Raw genomic sequence first — 18,418 nt, forward strand, 5'->3', positions numbered from 1 at the left:
CGCGACCGTCCGAGCGATCCAACTCCTTTGGGGGTGGCAGGGGTTGGCTGGGGAACGCTCGAGTTCGGCAGCACGCTTCACACAAGTAACTATGGTCGCAACGAAGTTCAAGCTGCAACCGACTGCCTGATAATTTCAGCGAGCCGGTATCCGTCCGATGGGGGCACGGGCAGCACCGGTGCGGGCCCGGCCCCCGGGTGTCAGTGTTCCCGGGCGGGTAGGCGGTCCAGGCCCGTGTCGAGCAGGATGCGGTCGACGGTCTGCGGGAGCGTGCTGTCGGCGCCGATGACCGTCTCGACGTCGCCCGGCAGCAGATCGAGCTCCCGGTACCAGGCGCACAGGTCCGCCTCGCCGACCTCGTGGGCGATCGGCTTCGTGGCGTGACGCACCAGGGTTTCGGCGAGCGGCACATGGAGGTAGTAGCCGTGGGTCGGGCCGCGGTGCTCCCTGCGCAGTCGTTCGAGCATGGGCCCGTACCGGTCGGCGTCGAGGATGCCTTCGAGGACGACGTGGTAGCCGGCGTCCAGCGCATAGCGCGCGACGGCCTCGATCAGCCCGATGTTCGCCGCGCCGGGGCGGTCGTGCTCGCGCAGCACGACCCGGCGGAGGTTGTCCTGCCCGACCAGGGCCAGGCCCCGGCCGAACCTCTCGCGAATCGCGGCCGCCACCGCCGACTTGCCCGAGGCGCTGTTGCCGCGCAGGACGACCAACCGGGTCTCTGGGGTGCCCACCATCACGTCGCTCACGCTACCGGCCCGGCGGACATCACCGCGCGCAGCCTCGCTGCCCGTTCCGCGCGGTGGCAGGGGTCAGCCGGACACGTACGCGTTGAGCGGCGACAGCCCGTCCAGGTCCGCCTGGAGGCCCTTCAGGCCGGAGCTGTGGAGGAACGTGCGTACCGGCACGTACACCGGAATGGCCGCCGCCTGCTCCATCACCCGACGGTCGACCGTGGACCACTTCTCGCCCGCCGCCGCCAGGTCGGTCGTCGCGTTGGCCTCGTCGATCGCGGTGTTGACGGCCGCGCTTTCGAGCCGGGAGAAGTTGGAGGTGGTCGGGTAGGTGTAGCGGCCGTCGAAGGAGTCCGGAAGATACGCCGACGCCAGCGGGAGGCCGCTGGCGTTCATCGGCAGACGGACCAGGTCGTACTCGCCCTTCCCCGCGTTCTCGTAGATGTCGGAGACGTCGACGTTCTTCAGCGTCACCCGGAAACCGGCCTTGTCCAGGGCCTTCTTCACCGCTTTCGCCCGTGCTTCGTCGGCTGTCGTCGCATAGGCGACGGTGAGCGGGAAGCCCGTCTCGCCGGCCTCGGTGAGCAGCGCGCGGGCGCCTTCGGGGTCACCGTGCGGCCCGGCGCCGTACAGATCGAAGTCGCGCGAACCGCGGATGCCCGGCGGCATCAGATGGTGCGTGGCGACACCGTCCTCGCCGCTCGCGGCCAGGACGTCCGCCGCCGGATACGCGGTGGCGATGGCCTGGCGGACCTTCAGCTTCGGCACCCGCTCGGTGTCGACGCAGTACGCGTGGACGTAGGGGGCCGGTGACGTCACCCGCACCGTTCCGCTGCCGGTGGCGCCGTCCGTCGTGCCCAGCCCGTCCTTGTCCAGCGAGCCGGAGAACGTCATCACGGCGGAGTCCGGACCGGCCGCGCGGATCCGGGACCTGATCTCGTCGAGGGTGAGCGCGCCGGTGATCTCGTACCGGTCGGGGTACGCGGTGCGCACCGGGTCCGTGTCCGCGCGCCACTTCGGATTGCGCGTGAGCGTGAGGTTCTTGGCACCTGTGAAGGAGCCGATCTGGTACGGGCCCGTCGACGGCAGGAGGACGGAGGTGCCCGAGATCTCGGAGACCCGCTCCGGCACCGGAGCGCCGTTGGGGCCGGCCAGGACGACGTTGAAGTCGGGGTGGGCGCCGTCGAGATGGAAGACGACCGTGCGGTCGTCCGGGGTCTCGATGACGCCCGGCGGCATCGCGTGCTCATCGCCGATGCCGTCCGCGTCCTCGGGCCCGAGCAGGAAACTGCGCAGGGTGCGGTCGCCCATCGGGAACTCGTCGGGGTCGAGGGCACGCTCCACGGCGTACGCGAAGTCCCGGGCGCGTACGGGCGATCCGTCGTTGTAGGTGAGCCCCGCCTTGAGGGTGAACGTCCACGCGCGGCCGTCCAGCGACGACCGGCCCGTGTCCTGGGCGAGGTCCCCGACGAGCCGGACGGACCCGTCGGGCAGGGTTCTGAGGGCGGTCAGGCTGCGGTGGACGAGGCGGGAGATCAGCCGGTCGGCGCCGGACCACATGTTGCCCGGGTCGACGGTGGTGATCTCGCCGGGTTCGAGGACCGTGACCGTGCCCCCTTTGCGGGCGTCGCGCACCGCCGGGGCCGGGCCCTTGGAGTCGGCGGCGGAACCGAGTGTGAGCGTCTGGGTCTTCGCCACCGGCGCCACGGTGGGGGCCTTCGACCCGACCGAGCCGTTCTTCCCGCTGCCCCCGCCGTCGCCGTCGTCGCCGCCGAAGGGCTGGAGGACGGCGAGTGCCGCCACGAGCGCGACGGCGACCACGGAGGCCCCGATCCACGCGACGCGCCCGCGTCGGCGTGGGGGCGCGGCAACGGTCGGCGGCTGCCTCGGGCGCGGCGGTGCGAGGAGGTACGAGGTGACGTCGAGGCCGGGGGGCGTGACATCCGCCGCGACCGGCCCAGGGGCCGGGACAGGGGCCGGGACAGGGGCGGGATCCTGCCGACCCCGGTGCGCGGAGATCCGGGCCGGGCTCCCCGGTGGCGTGGCGGCGGAATCCCGCCCCGGCGGGGCGGTGTGGTCCGGGAGCCGGGGCGCGGACGCGGAGAGCGGCGGCGCGGGCGCGGCCAGATTCTCGAACAGCGCCCGTGCCTCGTCCGCCGTCGGTCGCTCACCGACCGGCTTCGCCAGCATCCGCCCCACCAGCTCGTCCCACTCGGGGGCCAGCCCCGGACACCGTACCGACGGCTTCTGCGGTGTCTCGTACACATGGCAGTGCATCAGCGCGGGCGCCGACGCCGAGTCGAACGGCGGTGCGCCGGTGAGCATCTCGTACACCGTGCAGCCCAGCGCGTACACATCCGTGCGGCCGTCGTCCGCGCCACGGGTGAAGCGCTCCGGCGCCATGTACGGGAGGGTGCCGACGGGCGAGTCCGTGGTGACGGTGAGCCGGCCGCCCGTCGTCGCGTCGAGGAACTTGGCGATACCGAAGTCGAGCACCTTCACCATGCCCTCGTCCGTGACCATCACGTTCGCCGGCTTGATGTCACGGTGCACGATGCCGGCCCGGTGCGCGGTCGCCAGGGCCCGGCAGACCTGCGCCGCGAGCACCGCGACCCGCTCCGGCGGCAGCGGCCCCTCGGCCACCGACTCGCGCAGGGTCCGTCCCGAGAGCAACGGCATGACCAGGTAGGGGACTTCGCCGTCCGCGCCGTGGTCGAAGACCGGCACGATGTAGGAGCTGTCGAGGGCGGCGGCGGCCCGCGCCTCCCGCCCGAACATGGCGAGCAGCCGTTCCCGCTCGGCGCCGGCCGTGCCCGGTGGCAGACTCAGCAGCTTGACGGCCACCGTGCGTTCGAGCCGCGCGTCCCTGGCCCGCCACACCACGCCCATACCGCCCGCACCGATCCGCTCCGTGAGCGTGTACCGGCCGTCCAGGACCGTGTCGCGCATCCTCGCCCCCACTCGCTCAAGGATTCGGCGGTCTCAATGTACCTATGCACAGGGCGAGTTGAGGGCTCCGGGGAGAGGTGCGGGCGGTGTGCCCGACGGTGCGGGCGGACCGGCCGACAGCCGGGCGCGAAGCCGGTCGTTTCCACGAGAGCACTGTTCGAACCGACCGAAAATGTGAACGGGTGTACGTACCAGGGTCGTTGGGACGTAAGTTGTGCCTCGAACTGCCCACGCCTCGGCCGAAAGACGGACGCCCCTCATGACCGACCATGTGACCACGCCCGGTTCAGCGGCACCTCAGAAGATCGACACCTCGGTGCCGCACTCGGCCCGCATCTGGAACTACTGGCTGGGCGGGAAGGACAACTACCCCGTCGACGAGCAGGCCGGTGACGCCTACACCGCCGTCTTCCCCGGCATCGTCACCATCGCGCGCAGCAGCCGCGCGTTCCTGCGCCGCAACATCACGTACCTGGTCTCCGAGGCGGGCATACGGCAGTTCCTGGACGTCGGCACCGGCCTGCCGACCGCCGACAACACCCACGAGGTCGCCCAGCGTCTCGCCCCCGAGACGCGGATCGTCTACGTCGACAACGACCCGCTGGTCCTGGCCCACGCCCGCGCCCTGCTCTACTCCACCGCGGAGGGCGCGACCTCCTATGTCGACGCCAACGTGCTGGACCCGGAGCGCATCCTGGCGAGCGCCGCGCAGACGCTGGACTTCAGCCGCCCCACCGCGCTCATCCTCAGCAACATCCTGGGGCACGTCGCCGACCACGACCAGGCCCGCTCCATCGTCACCAGCCTGATGGCGGCACTGCCGTCCGGCAGCTACCTCTCCATCAACGACGGTTCGCGGGGCATCGACCCGGTCTTCGAAGAGGCCCAGGACGCCTACAACGAAAGCGGCGCCGTCCCGTACAACCTGCGCTCCGTCGACGAGATCACGGCGTACTTCGACGGCCTGGAACTCCTGGAGCCCGGCGTCGTCTCGGTGCCCCTCTGGCGCCCGGAGTCCACCTCCCCCGCCCCGGACGTCATCGGCGAACACGGCGGTCTCGCCCGCAAGCCGTAGCGTCCACGCCGCCGCCCTCCTCACCGGACGGGCTCACCGGACGGGCGGCCCGCGCACTGACGCCGCTCCGTCGCACCCGCCTCCAGGCCGGTGCGACGGAGCTGTTCAACTCTCCTACCGATATTGACGGATAATCCCAGTACTCCGTAAGATCGACCCCGGCATTGAGTGTCAGCATCAAGCCCTGGCTAGCTGACCGGCAACCCTCCTGCGCGGTGGGGTGCTCCAGGTGAAAGCCCGGCAGGGTCACCGACTCTGCAAGCGCGTGGCCCCGGTCCAGGGGCCTGAGATGTGGAGGACCAGCGTGCGGCACAGCGGCAACCTGAGCGCCTCGATCGCGACCGCGGCACTGTTCTCCGGATTCTCGCGCCGCCGCCACATCGACCTGCAGCGCTCCGCCAGCTGTCTGTGTCAGGGCTGATCACGCCCCACCCCGCAGGCTGACCCTCGCCCACGGCGCGGTCACGCCGTCATCGACGTCGCCATCAACCCGGTCGTCGACGTCCCCTCCCCCTGAACAGTTCTGAGCAGTGCCGGCCCGTGCGTGGCCGGCACCCTCCGCGCATCGCCATGGCCGCGTTCCGCACCGGCATGTGCGCGGTGACCTTGGAGTAGGAGAACCATCCCGTGACAGCGCATCCGGATTCCCGTACCCCCCGGTGGGCGGCGCTCGCCGCACTCGCGACCGGCAGCCTGCTGCTCAGCGCCTGCTCGTCCAGCGGCAGCGGCAGCTCGAGCGGCGAGGGCGGCAGCCCGAAGTCGGGTGGCACCCTGACCTTCGCGGTGGGTTCCGACGCCGGCTGCGTGGATCCGCAGCAGGTGGGCAGCAACGACACCATCTACTCACTGCGTCAGGTCGTGGACTCGCTGACCGACCAGGACCCCAAGACCGGCAAGATCGTGCCGTGGCTCGCGAAGAGCTGGGACATCAGCTCGGACACCACGACGTTCACGTTCCACCTGAGATCAGGGGTGACCTTCAGCGACGGGACACCGCTCACCGCGCAGGTGGTCAAGGACAACTTCGACGCGGTGCCGAAGCTCGGCGCCCTCGGCACACTCGCCCAGGGGTACCTGAGCGGCGTGGAGAGCACCACCGCCGTGGACCCGCTCACGGTGCGGGTGAGGTTCAAGCAGCCCAACGCGCAGTTCCTCCAGGCCACGGCCACCCACTCGCTGGGCATCGAGTCGTCGGCGAGCGTGCACAGGAGCCCGCAGGAGAAGTGCAGCAAGGGCGTGGTCGGATCCGGGCCGTTCGTACTGAGCGCCTATGTGCAGAACCAGTCGATCACCCTGGCCAAGCGCGCCAAGTACGCCTGGGGTTCCTCGCTGTGGACCAAGCAGGGCGAGGCGTACCTGGACAAGCTGGTGTTCAAGGTGGTGCCCGAGGCGGGCGTGCGCACCGGCAGCCTCCAGTCCGGCCAGGTGGACGCGATCGGCAGCGTCGGCAGGGCCAACGAGGCGGCGCTCAAGGGCGGCGCGGTGAACCTCCAGGCACGGGCCAACCCGGGCGTGGTGTTCAACCTGGGGCTCAACAACTCCCGGCCGCTCTTCAAGGACGCGAAGGTACGCCAGGCGATCCTGTTCGCCATCGACCGGCAGCAGATCGTCGACGCCGTGTTCCCGACCGGCACCGAGCCGGCGACCAGCATCCTGGCGCACACCACACCGGACTACACCGACCTCGGCTCCGACCTGGCCTTCGACGCCGCCAAGGCGAAGTCCCTGCTGGACGCGGCCGGTTGGAAGGCCGGCAGCGACGGCGTCCGGGTCAAGGACGGCAAGAAGCTGAGCCTGACCGTCAAGTGGTTCGCCAACGCGGCCACCAACCAGCCCGCGCTGGAACTGATCCAGCAGCAGCTCAAGGCCGTCGGTGTCGAGGTGGTGCTCAAGCAGCTCCAGATCGCCCAGTTCTCCCCGACCCTTCAGTCCGGCGACTTCGACGCGGTGTGGGGCAACGTGACCCGCGCCGACCCGGACATCCTGCGCAGCTCGTACTCCACCCGGCTGGCCAACTTCTACCACCTGCCGGCCGGCCCGCTGGACACCGCGCTGACCCAGCAGGCAGCGACGACCGACGCGGCGAAGCGCAAGCAACTCGTCATCCAGGCACAGCAGTTGCTTGTGCAGAACGCCTACGTCGTACCCGTGGTGGAGCTTCAGACCCAGCTGGGGGTGGCGAAGAAGGTGCACCACCTCGACTTCGAGGCCTCCAGCCGGATCCAGCTGCACGACACCTGGATCGGATAGCGGCCGGCATGCGTCTCTATGTGGTCAAGCGACTCGCGCAGGCCCTCGGGGTGCTCTGGGCGGCCTACACGGTGTCCTTCCTCGTGCTGGACTACCTGCCCGGTGATCCGGTCTCGGCGATGGCCGGCGCGGGAGCGGACACGGGTCAGGTCGATCCGGCCCAACTCGCCGCGCTGCGGCACGAGTACGGCTTCGACAAGCCGATTCTCGCGCAGTACGCCGACTATCTCGGCAGGGCGGTACGCGGCGACTTCGGCGACTCCGTGTCCACCGGCCGGCCGGTGACCGCGACGCTGGCCGACGCGCTGCCGCAGACCCTCCAGCTGACCGGGGCGGCACTGCTCCTCGCCGTGTTCCTCGGCGGCGGGCTCGCGGTGCTGGCGACCTACACCACCCGGCGCTGGTTGCGGCAGCTGCTGCTGTCGCTGCCGCCGCTGGGGGTGTCGGTGCCGACGTTCTGGGTCGGGCTGGTCCTCGTCGAGCTGTTCTCCTTCCGCACGAGGCTCTTCCCGGCGTTCGGCAACGACGGGCTGCGGGGCCTGGTGCTGCCCGCGGTGACGCTGGCGGTCCCGACCGGCGCCCTGGTGGCGCAGGTGCTGGCCAAGAGCCTGTTCACGGCGCTCGACCAGGCCTATGTGGAGACCGCCCGGGCCAAGGGCGCCGGCCGGCTGCGCATCCATCTGCGGCACGCGCTGCGCAACGCCTCGCTGCCGGCGCTGACGGTCGTCGGACTGCTGGCCGGTCAGCTGATCGCCGGTTCGGTCGTCGTCGAGACGGTGTTCTCCCGCGACGGTCTGGGCCGGGTGACCGCCGCCGCGGTCACGGTCCAGGACATCCCGCTGGTCCAGGGGGTCGTGGTGTTCGGGGCGCTGATCTTCGTGGCGGCCAATCTGATCGTCGATCTCGTCTACCCGCTGCTCGACCCGCGGATCGTGGTGGCGGCGAGCAGGAAGGTGCGTCCCGCATGAGCCGGACACTTGCCGACGGTGTCACCGCCGGAACAGCAGGAACCGCCGGAACGGCAGGAACCGCCGAAGCGGTCGGACCGGTCGGAGCGGTCGGAGAGGTCGGAGCCGCGGCCGGCCTGGCCCGGCCGGTGGATCCCGGGGCCGACCCGGGCCCCGCGAGTGCCGGACGCGGTGTCGGACCGCGACGGTTCCTGCTGTTCCTGCTGCGCCGACCCGGGCTGCTGGCCTCGGTCCTGGTGCTGGTCCTGGTGGTGCTGGCAGCGTTCTGGCCAGGGCTGTTCACCTCGCAGGACCCGCTGCACGGGGTGCCGGCGGAGAACTTCCGCAGCCCCGGCGGCGGGCACTGGTTCGGCACCGACGAGCTGGGACGTGATGTGTTCTCGCGGGTGGTGCACGGTGCCCAGCTGTCACTGAAGGCGACCCTGATCGCGGTGGGGTTCGCGTTCGTGGTCGGCGGCCTCATCGGCCTGGTCGCCGGGTTCGTCGGCCGCTGGGTGGAGGACGTGCTGATGCGCTTCGTCGACGTACTGCTGTCGATCCCGTCGCTGTTCCTGTCCCTGGCCCTGGTCACCGCGCTGGGCTACGGAACGGTGAAGGTGGCCGTCGCGGTCGGCATCGCCAGCGTGGCCGGCTTCGCCCGGGTGACCCGCGCGGAGGTGCTGCGGGTGCGGCAGGCGGTCTTCGTCGAGGCGTCGCGCTCCTGCGGGGCCCGCTGGTACTCGGTGCTGGGACGGCACGTCCTGCCCAACGCGGCGGGCCCGGTGATCGTGCTCGCCACCCTCGAGTTCGGCGCCGCCATCCTCGCCGTGTCGTCGCTGAGCTTCCTCGGCTACGGGGCGCCCCCACCGGCGCCGGAATGGGGCACGTTGATCTCCGACGGCCGCAACTACCTGGCCAACGCCTGGTGGCTCACCGCACTGCCCGGACTGGCGATCGCGGCGACGGGCCTCGCCACCAACCGCATCGCGCGGGCGCTGGACGGCGAATGGTCCCGACCGCGATGACCCGCCCCACGACGAACGAACCCGAGACGGACGTACCCGTGACGGAAGAAACCGTGACCCACGAGTCCGCGACCGACCGGACCGCGCCCGGCCAGGCGGAACCCGGCCAAGGCGTGACCGGCCAAGGCGTGACCGGCCAAGGCGTGACCGGCCAGGGCGTGACCGGCCAGGGCGAGCCCGGTCACAGCGCGACCGGTCGTCCCACGGCCGACACGGCCACGACGAGCGGGGTCGCGACGGCCGAGGCCGCAACCGACCGAACCGCGACGGGCAAGGCCACGGTGGCCGAGACCGCAACCGACGAGGTCGCCACCGACAGGTCCGCGGCCGACAAGGCCGCGACGGGCAAGTCCGCGACGGGCGAGTCCGCTACCGATGCGGCGGCCCTCGACAGGCCCACCGCCGGCGAGGCCGAGACCGACGCGGCTTCAGCGGACGAGCCCGCGCTGCTGGAAGTGCGGGGCCTGTCCGTGTCGTATCGCACGCGTGGCGGGACCGTGCGCGCGGTGCGGGGCGTGGACCTCGACGTATGGCCGGGGCAGGTCACCGCGGTGGTCGGCGAGTCGGGTTCCGGGAAGAGCACGACCGCGCACGCGATCACCCGGCTGCTGGCGGCCAACGGCGGCATCGACTCCGGTACCGTCCGCTTCGGCCGGCACGACCTCACCGCGCTGTCGGAGCGGGAGTTGCGTACCGTGCGCGGCGCACGGATCGGGCTGGTGCCGCAGGACCCGACGGTGTCGCTCAACCCCGTCAAACGCATCGGTGAGCAGGTCGCCGAGGTGCTGCGCATCCACGGGCTGGCGACCCGCCGCTCCGCTCCGTCGGCCGCGATCGCGATCCTGGACCGGGCGGGGCTGCCCGACGCGGCCACCCGCGCCCGGCAGTACCCGCACGAACTGTCCGGCGGCATGCGCCAACGGGCCCTGATCGCGGTCGCCATCGCCGCGAAACCGCAGCTGATCATCGCCGACGAGCCGACCAGCGCCCTCGACGTCACCGTGCAGCGCGTCATCCTCGACCACCTCCAGAACCTCACCGAGCAGTCCGGCACCGCGGTGCTGCTGGTGACGCACGATCTCGGTGTGGCCGCCGACCGGGCGCAGCGGATCGTGGTCATGTCCGAGGGCCGGGTCGTCGAGGCCGGGCCCACCCGGGACGTCCTGGAGAACCCGCAACACGCGTACACCCGGCGGTTGCTGGCCAGCGCGCCCAGTCTCACCACGGCCCGGCCGCGCGCCACGGCCGCGGTGACCGCACCGGCTCCCGACGAGGTACCGCTGGTCGAGGCCCGCAACCTGGTCAAGGAGTTCCGGCTGCCCGCCGCCGCGGGCGCGGCCCGCACCCTGCGCGCGGTCGACGACGTCAGTCTCACCCTGCACCGCGGCCGGACGCTGGCCCTGGTCGGTGAATCCGGCTCGGGAAAGTCCACCACCGCCCGTCTGGTGCTGCGGCTGGTCGATCCGACCTCCGGGAGCGTGCTGTTCGACGGCGCCGATGTCACGACCGCCCGCGGGGCAGGAGCCCGGCAGCTGCGCCGGCGGGCCCAGCTCGTCTACCAGAACCCGTACGCCTCGCTGGATCCCCGGTTCTCGATCGCCGAGGTGATCACCGAGCCGCTGCGCGCGTTCCGGGTCGGCGACCGTGCCTCCCGGCTCGCCCGGGCCCGGGAGCTGCTCGACCGGGTGGCGCTGCCCGGCTCGGTGCTGGACCGTCGCCCGGCGGAACTGTCCGGCGGGCAGCGGCAGCGCGTCGCGATCGCCCGCGCCCTCGCGCTCTCGCCCGACCTGGTGGTGTGCGACGAACCGGTGTCCGCGCTCGACGTGTCGGTCCAGGCGCAGGTGCTCGACCTGCTCGCCGAACTCCAGGCCGACACGGGAGTGGCGTACCTGTTCATCTCGCACGACCTGGCCGTCGTGCGCCAGATCGCGCACCGGGTGGCCGTCATGCGGTCCGGCCGCGTCGTCGAGACGGGCACCGCCGAGGAACTGTTCACGCACCCCCGCCACGACTACACCCGCGAACTGCTCGCGGCGATCCCCGGCGGCCGCCACGCGTCGGCCGGGGACCGGCCGCACCAACCGAAGGAGCACCTGTGACCGTTCAGGACACGTCGGCGGAACTCGAAGCCTTCGTCCACGACTGGCAGGAGTGGCATCACCGGCAGGAGGCGCGACTCGCCGACCCGCACGGGTTCCTGGCGATCACCGGCCTGCACTGGCTGAGTGATCGGCCGGAACGCTTCCCGGACGCGCCGGGGGCGTGGTCCACCGGCGCCGACGGGATCGTCGTGGTCCTCGACGAAGGCGAGGAACTGGTCGTCGACGGAACCGCCGTCCGGGGCGAGCACCGCTTCGGAGTGATCCCGGAGCGCGGCGGGGTCGACGCCGTGTGGGGCGACGCCGTCATCGAGGTGGCCAAGCGCGGCGGGCAGGACATCATCCGCCCCCGGCATCCGGACACACCGCTGCGCACCGGCTTCACCGGCACTCCGGCCTACGCCCCGCACCCCCGCTGGGTGGTGACCGGCCGTTACACGGCGTTCGACGAGCCCAGGCCGACGACCGTGGGCGCGGCGGTCGAGGGGCTTGAGCATGTGTACGACGCGCCGGGGCGGGTCGAGTTCGAGCTGGACGGGCGTCCGCTGGCGCTGACCGCGTTCCCCGGGCACGGCCCGGGAAGTCTGCTCGTGCTGTTCACCGACGCGACCTCCGGGGTCACCACCTACGCGGCCAACCGGGCCCTCGCGCTGGACGCGCCCGCCGCCGACGGCACGGTCGTTCTGGACTTCAACCGGGCGGCGAACCTGCCGTGCGCCTACACCGATCTGGCCACCTGCCCGCTGCCGCCCGCGGAGAACCGGCTGCCCGTGCCGGTCGAGGCCGGCGAGAAGATCCCCCGCGAGCGGGGCGGGTCCTGACCACCGAGCACAGCGCACCGATGAGCCGACCCCGACCCTGAGGACTGGCACCGTATGAGCATCCCCTCCATCGCCTCGTTGGCCTTTCTCACCCCGGGCAACTTCGCCGACGACGATCCCTACACCGGTCTGGAGGAGACGCTTCAGCTGTTCGAGTACGGCGAGCGGATCGGCTTCGACGGGGCCTGGGTCCGGCAGCGGCATCTCGAACACGGGGTGGGTTCGGCCGCGGTGTTCCTCGCCGCGGCGGGCCAGCGGACCGAGCGGGTCGAGCTGGGCACGGCGGTCATCCCGATCGGGTACGAGAGCCCGTTCCGGCTGGCCGAGGACCTGGCCCTGGCCGACGTGTTGTCCCGCGGCAGGCTTCAGGCCGGGTTCAGCACCGGCATGCCGCACGCCGAGCTGCTCGGCGATCTGGTGTACGACGGGGACTGGCGCGGTTTCGACCTGTCGTACGGCCGGATCGCCCGTGTCGTCGACAACCTGCGCGGGGACTACCTCGGGGCTCCGGACACCGTGATCCAGTCGCCGGGCAACACCCAGCGGCCGCGACTGCAGCCGCACGACCCGGGCCTGTTGGACCGTGTCTGGTACGGCGGCGGCAGCCTGCGTTCGATCCGGTGGGCCGCGGAACACGGCCTGAACCTGCTGAGCGGCAACATCGTCACCGGTGAGGGCACCGACGACTTCACCACGGCCCAGCTCACCCTGCTCTCCGAGTACCGGCGCACGGTCTCCGCCGCTCGTCCGGCGCGGGTGGCACTGGGCCGGGTGATCGTGCCCTTCGACAGCGCCGACGCCGCCACCCGGGCCCGGTACCGGGAGTACGCGGCCGCCCGGCACGCGCGCACCCTGGCACCGCAGGGCAGGAACCGGACCCTGTTCGCGCCGGACGTGGTCGGGACGGCGGAGCAGATCCTGGAGCAACTGGCCGCGGATCCCGTGGTCTCGGCCGTGTCGGAGCTGCGCCTGGAGCTGCCGTACGAGTTCCATGGGGGCGACTACGAGCAGATCCTGCACGACGTCCGGCATTTGATCGCACCGGAGCTGGGCTGGCGGCCCGCCGGTGCGGCCACTCCGGCCGCACCGCCGCCGGCCGCGCCGCCGGTCGCCGCCCGGGGCGGCACCGGTCGATGAGCGGGCCCGGGCAGGAACGGTACGGTCAGAGCAGCCGTCGGATGTCACCGCGGACCCGGTAGAAGCCGCCGGCCGCCGTGTGCAGGGCGTCCACGACGTACCGTGCCCCGGGCTCGCGTATCTCGCGCGGGAACTGGACGTTCCAGGACGTGTCGTAGCCGTCGGACACCACGTGCACCCGGACCCGGCCCGATTCCTGGACGCACTCGACGACGATCGACCCGCTGGGCGCCTGGGCCACGGTGGCCACCGTGGACGCGGCCGTGGCGGGGACGTACGTCGGCAGGGCCGCGGCGAGCTTGACGTCCCGCGCCACCGGCACCGTGCCCTGCTCGGCCGCGGTGATGGCCGCCTCGCTCGCGTCCACGCACACCAGCGAGCCGTCCGTGGTCACCAGGTACAGCCGTTCGTCCCGGTACTGCATCGACAGCGCCGAGCCGCCGCCCGTGCCGAGCTTCCACAGGCGCGTGCCGTCCCGGTCGAAGCAGTAGACGGACGACGACGCGTCACCGGCGAACACGAAGCGCCCGTTGGGCGAGGTGGCGCAGGAGTACACCGCGCTGTCGCAGCCGTACGTGGCCTCGATCGCGCCGGTGGCCTTGGACAGCCGCTGCACCACCTTGTGGGCGGTCCCCGCGTACACGGCGTGCTCCTCCTGCCAGCCGAACAGGACGCCGCCTCGGGTGGGGGTGTGCCAGAGTTCGCCGCCGCCGTCGGGTGCGTAGGCGGTGACGCCCCGGTGGTGACCGTGGTAGACGGCCCGGTCGTCCGCGCGGACCATCCAGGCGTGCTCGCCCTGGCTGCGGCGGGCCCACTGGTGCTCGTCCTCGTGGTCGATGACGGTGAGCCGGCCGTCGCGGTCCGAGACGTTCAGCAAACCCTCGTGGATGTCCAGCCAGAAGATGTCGACGTCCGCCGCGATGTCGTACGCCGCGAACGGCAGCTTCGAGGACAGGTCGTAGACCTTGCCGTCGTCACAGCCCGCGTAGATCCAGAAGTCGTCGGCGACCAGGCACTTCACGCCGTCCGGCAGGCTGAAGCGGGCCAGGACGGCACCCTCGTGGTCCAGGGTGTAGACGTCACCGGACTGGTTGCCGACCCAGCAGCGGTCGTCGTCCACGTGGATGCCGAACGCCGAGGAGCCGGTGCGGAACCGCCACAGCACCGGGGCCACGGCACGCGCGGTGGACGGCGCCGAGGTCACCTGACGGCGGGTCACCGAACGTGGGGGGCGCTGGCCCGCGACGGCCGGTGCGTACCCCTTGCGGACCTTCTCCCCGACCTTCCGCGCGGCGGCGGCCCGGGCCTTCTCGGCGGTGGGGAACGTCGTCGTCTGCAGCTGCCCGGAGGCGCCGATCCGCCCGTACCGCACCGTCACCACCAGGCCGTCGACGACCACTTCATAGAACTTGTGCGCGCCGCCGCCGTCCTGCGACAGCTCCAGATACGTCGTCGACACGGTGCTGGACCCGGTAGCCATGACAAAACCCTCCCCAGGGTGGACCCGCGGCCGTTCCGGCGAGTCCCACTCCCCGAAATGTAGGCGCAGGCACTGACAATCACGTCAGGCGGTGCTCGGCGCCTCGGCCGGGGCACCGGCCACGCAGCGCGGGTAGAAGGGCTCGAGACCGGTGCGGGGCGGATCGGCGGCGTCATCGTGGCCCGTCGGTTCTGCCTGAGCGCCGAGTGCGGCAGCCCTGTCCCCCAGCCGGACCCGTGTCTCGTGGATGCCGTCGCCGCTGTACGTGTACGCCGCAAGGTCGGGGAACCGGTCGTGGTCGGAGTCGGTGACGCCGATGTCCTTCGTGGGCCCCGTGTCGAGGTGCAGGATGCGCTGCCCACGGCCGGTGTCGGAGAAGGGGCCGAGCCTCAGCTCGGAGAGCTTCGGAGGGATCGGGTCGTCGCCCCGCTGTTCCGCTCCGGCGACGACGACGAGGTCGGTCCATCCGTCGCCGTCGAAGTCCGCGACGGCGACGCGCACGTACTGCTGGTGTTCCCCGGCGCGATCGGCCAACCCGCGCGCTCCGACCGTGGTCTCACGCGCCGATCCGGCGCCGAAGGTGATCGTCAGCCGGGCGCCGCTGCGGGACGGGTCGGCGACGAGGTCCGGCCGGCCGTCGTTGTTCACGTCGGCCAGCAGCTGCCCGGTCGCCGTGAGACAGGCGGTGACGGCGGACGGTGCGGTCGGGGGCAGCGGCGGCCGTCCCAGTGACTCCTCGCATCCGGCGAAGAGCAACAGGCCGACCGCGACGAGGGCGGCGTGCCTCAGCCGCCTCTTGCGTGTCGCCACCCCGGAGATCATGGCGAACGACTATGGCACACCGGGGGCCCCGCCCACCGTGGAGGGGCCGACCCGGCCCCGGCGCAAGCGCCGTCAGCTGTTCGTGTTCTTCGTATTCTTCGTGTGCTCCGTGTTTTCCGTGCTCTCCTTCGGCGGTCGGCCCGGTGGGGCCTCGCCCGCCGTGAGGTGTTCCAGGACCTCGACCAGTTCCTGGCAGGCGCGTTCCACGGAGCGTCTGGTGTGGTGCTGTTCGGTGATCACCGCGGAGAGCAGCAGGGCGGTCAGGGCCATCGTGCCGTTGAAGGCCTGGAGCTTGATCATCACCTCGATGCGGCTGAGCCGTTCGAAGGGCCCGACGCTGTCCGTCGCGGCGATGGTGGCCATGACCGAGGTGAAGAGGGCGCACAACATGCTGCCGGCGAGCTGGAAGCGCAGGGCCGCCCAGATCAGCAGGGGATAGACGAGGAAGAGCAGGCTGACCCGGCTGTGGGTGGCCAGGGGGACGAGGGCGCAGGCGATGAGCGCGAGTCCTACGGCCTCTTTCCAGCGGGACAGCCGGAGGGGCCGGGTGATCGTGTACAGCACGAGCAGGATCGGTGTGACGAGCAGAACGCCCATCGCGTCGCCGACCCACCAGGCCAGCCAGACCGGCCAGAAGCTGTGCGCGGCGAGCTTGTCGGTGAGGACGAGGAGCCCGACGCCGATGGTCGAGCTCAGCAGCGTCGCGGTGAGGGCGCCGAGGAAGACCAGCGCGAGGCCGTCCCGTAACCGGATGAGGTCGTTGCGGAAGCCCACCTTGCGGAGCATGAGGTACGCGCAGACGGGGGCGGCGGTGTTGCCGATCAGGTTGCCGATCACCACGGGTCGTAACGAGGTGAGGGACATGATGACGAAGAGGGCGCCGAGGGCGATGCCCGGCCAGGCGCGGATCCCGAGGAGCAGCAGACAGGCGACCGCCACACCCGTGGGCGGCCAGATGGGGGTGAAGACCGCGCCCTCCACGACGAGCTCCCGCATGAGCCCCAGCCGCCCGGCCGCGTAGTAGCCGAGGGCCACGGCCAGTGTCTGCACGGCGAAGACGGCTGCTCGACGCAGATCCGGGGTACCCACCACAGCAGCCATCAGACACCTGCGCGACGCTGTCGGCGAGGCGAGACGCGCGGTGTCCGGCCCTATGGCGCAACCAGGGGGACGTCCGGCGCCGTCAGCCCGTCGTGTCCCACCACGAGCACGGCCGCGTCGTCCTCGTGTCCCACGCGCTCGGCGCCCTTGATCACCGCAGCGGCGAGGGAGTCCACCGACATGCCCGCGACGGCGGCGATGCCGGCGAGCCGTACGACCTGGTCGAGGCCCTCGTCGACGTTCAGCGTCGGCCCCTCCACCACGCCGTCCGTGAGCAGGACGAACACGCCGCCCTTGGTGAGCCGGTAGCGGGTGACCGGGTAGTCCATGCCCTCCTGGACCCCCAGGGGCGGGCCGCACTCGTCCTCGGCGACGCCGGACTTGCCGTCCGCCGTCGCCCACACACAGGGGATGTGCCCGGCCCTGGCGCTCTCCAGGACCCCGGTGGCGGGGTCGAGCCGCATGAAGGTGCAGGTGGCGAAGAGGTCGCTGCCGAGGGAGAGGATCAGGTCGTTGGTCCGGGCGAGGAGCTCGCCGGGCTCGCCGGTCACGGAGGCCAGGGCACGCAGACCGACCCGCACCTGGCCCATGAACGCGGTCGCCTCTATGTTGTGGCCCTGGACGTCGCCGATGGACAGGCCGATGCGCCCGTCCGGCATCGCGAAGGCGTCGTACCAGTCGCCGCCCACGTTGAGGCCGTAGCAGGCGGGCGCGTACTGCACGGCCAGCCGGAAGCCGGGCGCCTCGGGCAGGTCCCTGGGCAGCATGCCGCGCTGGAGGGCGAGGGCCAGCTCGACGCGGGAGCGTTGCAGCTCCGCGCGCTCGCGCGCCTGGGCGGTCAGCGAACCGAGTCTGGCCAGCAGCTCGTCGCCGTCGTCCGTGGGGCGCTTGCGGGACATTGATCACTCCGGCGGGACGGCAGCTCGTCGGGAGGGCAGCCCCATCGGGCAAACCTCATATTTTACCTTTAGAGGATGATACCGGCCCCTAGGCGCGGCCCGACAGGGTAGCCATCGCACAGCTCTTCGACGGCCTCCCCGGAACCCCCGGGCCGGGTGAGATCTTCCCGCGCGGACAGCGCATCCCGTGCCCGTCCCGTCCTCTCTCCGCCCGTGCCTGCCCCGTCCTCCTCCGCCCCGTCCCGTCCCTCCCTCTCCCCCGGCCAGGGCGCGGTGGAACGGATCATCGCCCTTGCGGGCCGCCTGTGAGACCGCGCCGGGCCGCCCCACGGGCGGCACCGACGCGGTCCTGCCGGCTCACACGCTGAGCGCCGCCCGTACGGTCTGCTCGGCGCCCGATCCGCCTTCGCCCGAGGAGGTCACCCGGCCCGCCTCCAGCACGTAGTAGCGCTGGGCGGCCCTCATGGCGAAGCCCACGTGCTGTTCGACGAGCAGGACGGAGAGTCCGCCGCGCCGGGCGAGGGCCAGGATCGTCTCCTCGATCTCGGCGACGACGGACGGCTGGATGCCTTCGGTCGGCTCGTCGAGCAGGAGCAGCCTCGGCCTGGTGACCAGGGCGCGGGCGATGGCGAGCTGCTGGCGCTGGCCGCCGGAGAGCAGACCGGCCCGGCGGCCGGACAGCTCGCGCAGGACCGGGAACAGATCCAGCGCCTCGGCGATCGCCTCCTTCCCGCCCCCGCCGCCCGGCCGGCCCGGCGCCACCCTCGGGCGGCCGTCCGCGACCAGCTGGAGGTTCTCGGCGGTGGTGAGGTGCGGGAAGGATTGCTGGCCCTGCGGGACGTACGCCATACCGCGGGCGACCCGCTGGTGCGGGGCGAGACGGGTGATGTCCTCGCCGTCGAGCAGGACGGTCCCGCCGGTCGGCCTGATCAGGCCCATGGCGGCCCGCAGCAGGGTGCTCTTGCCGGCCCCGTTGTGCCCGAGCACGGCCGCGACGCCGTCCTCGGGAACGGCGACGGTCACCCCGTGCAGCACGGTGGTGCGGTCGTAGCCCGCCCGGACGGTGTTGATCTCCAGCATGG

Annotated in this window: 15 protein-coding genes and 1 riboswitch; of the genes, 8 read left to right on the forward strand and 7 right to left on the reverse strand. The window is 71.9% G+C overall.

Features of this window, described 5'->3' with window-relative positions; genetic code table 11:
• Positions 1–200: 200 nt before the first annotated feature.
• Both OG933_RS03890 and OG933_RS03895 read right to left on the reverse strand, forming a co-directional pair.
• A complete protein-coding gene (locus OG933_RS03890; protein ID WP_405625360.1) occupies positions 201–734 on the reverse strand; it encodes a kinase in 534 nt (177 codons plus the stop codon).
• Positions 735–809: 75 nt separating this feature from the next.
• Positions 810–3,680: a protein kinase domain-containing protein gene (locus OG933_RS03895; RefSeq protein WP_405625362.1), complete on the reverse strand. Its 2,871-nt coding sequence runs from the start codon at positions 3,678–3,680 to the stop codon at positions 810–812.
• A 259-nt stretch (positions 3,681–3,939) separates the two neighbouring features.
• On the opposite strand from OG933_RS03895, the gene OG933_RS03900 reads away from it, so the two are divergent.
• The 8 genes from OG933_RS03900 to OG933_RS03935 all read left to right on the forward strand — a co-directional run bounded on the left by OG933_RS03900 (position 3,940) and on the right by OG933_RS03935 (position 13,034).
• Positions 3,940–4,755, forward strand: a complete 816-nt coding sequence (locus tag OG933_RS03900) for an SAM-dependent methyltransferase (RefSeq protein WP_054239081.1) — start codon at positions 3,940–3,942, stop codon at positions 4,753–4,755.
• Between the two features lie 160 nt (positions 4,756–4,915).
• Positions 4,916–5,025: riboswitch (SAM riboswitch) on the forward strand.
• A 19-nt stretch (positions 5,026–5,044) separates the two neighbouring features.
• Positions 5,045–5,176: a putative leader peptide gene (locus OG933_RS03905; protein WP_323178995.1), complete on the forward strand. Its 132-nt coding sequence runs from the start codon at positions 5,045–5,047 to the stop codon at positions 5,174–5,176.
• Positions 5,177–5,382: 206 nt separating this feature from the next.
• Complete coding sequence (locus OG933_RS03910; RefSeq protein WP_405625365.1) at positions 5,383–7,005, forward strand: ABC transporter substrate-binding protein; 1,623 nt, start codon at positions 5,383–5,385, stop codon at positions 7,003–7,005.
• An 8-nt stretch (positions 7,006–7,013) separates the two neighbouring features.
• A complete protein-coding gene (locus OG933_RS03915; RefSeq protein ID WP_267021895.1) occupies positions 7,014–7,973 on the forward strand; it encodes an ABC transporter permease in 960 nt (319 codons plus the stop codon).
• Positions 7,970–8,977, forward strand: coding sequence for an ABC transporter permease (locus OG933_RS03920; RefSeq protein ID WP_405625368.1), 1,008 nt, complete (start codon positions 7,970–7,972; stop codon positions 8,975–8,977). Before OG933_RS03915 ends, OG933_RS03920 begins: the two co-directional genes overlap by 4 nt.
• Positions 8,978–9,423: 446 nt before the next feature.
• The gene (locus OG933_RS03925; RefSeq protein ID WP_405633226.1) at positions 9,424–11,076 is read left to right on the forward strand and encodes a dipeptide ABC transporter ATP-binding protein; all 1,653 of its coding nucleotides are present in this window, start codon (positions 9,424–9,426) and stop codon (positions 11,074–11,076) included.
• A complete protein-coding gene (locus tag OG933_RS03930) occupies positions 11,073–11,897 on the forward strand; it encodes a DUF1684 domain-containing protein (RefSeq protein WP_362521854.1) in 825 nt (274 codons plus the stop codon). Before OG933_RS03925 ends, OG933_RS03930 begins: the two co-directional genes overlap by 4 nt.
• Before the next feature lie 54 nt (positions 11,898–11,951).
• Positions 11,952–13,034 (forward strand): LLM class flavin-dependent oxidoreductase, encoded by a 1,083-nt coding sequence (locus OG933_RS03935; protein ID WP_405625370.1) that lies wholly within the window; start codon positions 11,952–11,954, stop codon positions 13,032–13,034.
• A gap of 25 nt (positions 13,035–13,059) precedes the next feature.
• Here the strand turns inward: OG933_RS03935 and OG933_RS03940 are convergent, their stop codons facing one another.
• From OG933_RS03940 to urtE, 5 genes are all read right to left on the reverse strand, one after another.
• The gene (locus OG933_RS03940) at positions 13,060–14,514 is read right to left on the reverse strand and encodes a WGR domain-containing protein (protein ID WP_405625371.1); all 1,455 of its coding nucleotides are present in this window, start codon (positions 14,512–14,514) and stop codon (positions 13,060–13,062) included.
• A gap of 84 nt (positions 14,515–14,598) precedes the next feature.
• The gene (locus OG933_RS03945; RefSeq protein ID WP_405625372.1) at positions 14,599–15,324 is read right to left on the reverse strand and encodes an FG-GAP repeat domain-containing protein; all 726 of its coding nucleotides are present in this window, start codon (positions 15,322–15,324) and stop codon (positions 14,599–14,601) included.
• Between the two features lie 84 nt (positions 15,325–15,408).
• Positions 15,409–16,437: an MASE1 domain-containing protein gene (locus tag OG933_RS03950; RefSeq protein WP_405625373.1), complete on the reverse strand. Its 1,029-nt coding sequence runs from the start codon at positions 16,435–16,437 to the stop codon at positions 15,409–15,411.
• Between the two features lie 50 nt (positions 16,438–16,487).
• On the reverse strand, positions 16,488–17,336 hold the full coding sequence (locus OG933_RS03955; RefSeq protein WP_362521864.1) for a PP2C family protein-serine/threonine phosphatase: 849 nt from the start codon (positions 17,334–17,336) through the stop codon (positions 16,488–16,490).
• A 357-nt stretch (positions 17,337–17,693) separates the two neighbouring features.
• Complete coding sequence (gene urtE, locus OG933_RS03960; RefSeq protein WP_405625374.1) at positions 17,694–18,416, reverse strand: urea ABC transporter ATP-binding subunit UrtE; 723 nt, start codon at positions 18,414–18,416, stop codon at positions 17,694–17,696.
• Between the last annotated feature and the right edge of the window lie 2 nt (positions 18,417–18,418).

It is taken from the genome of Streptomyces sp. NBC_00016 (genome assembly GCF_045040885.1).
In the GTDB taxonomy this organism is placed as follows: Bacteria; Actinomycetota; Actinomycetes; order Streptomycetales; family Streptomycetaceae; genus Streptomyces; species Streptomyces coriariae.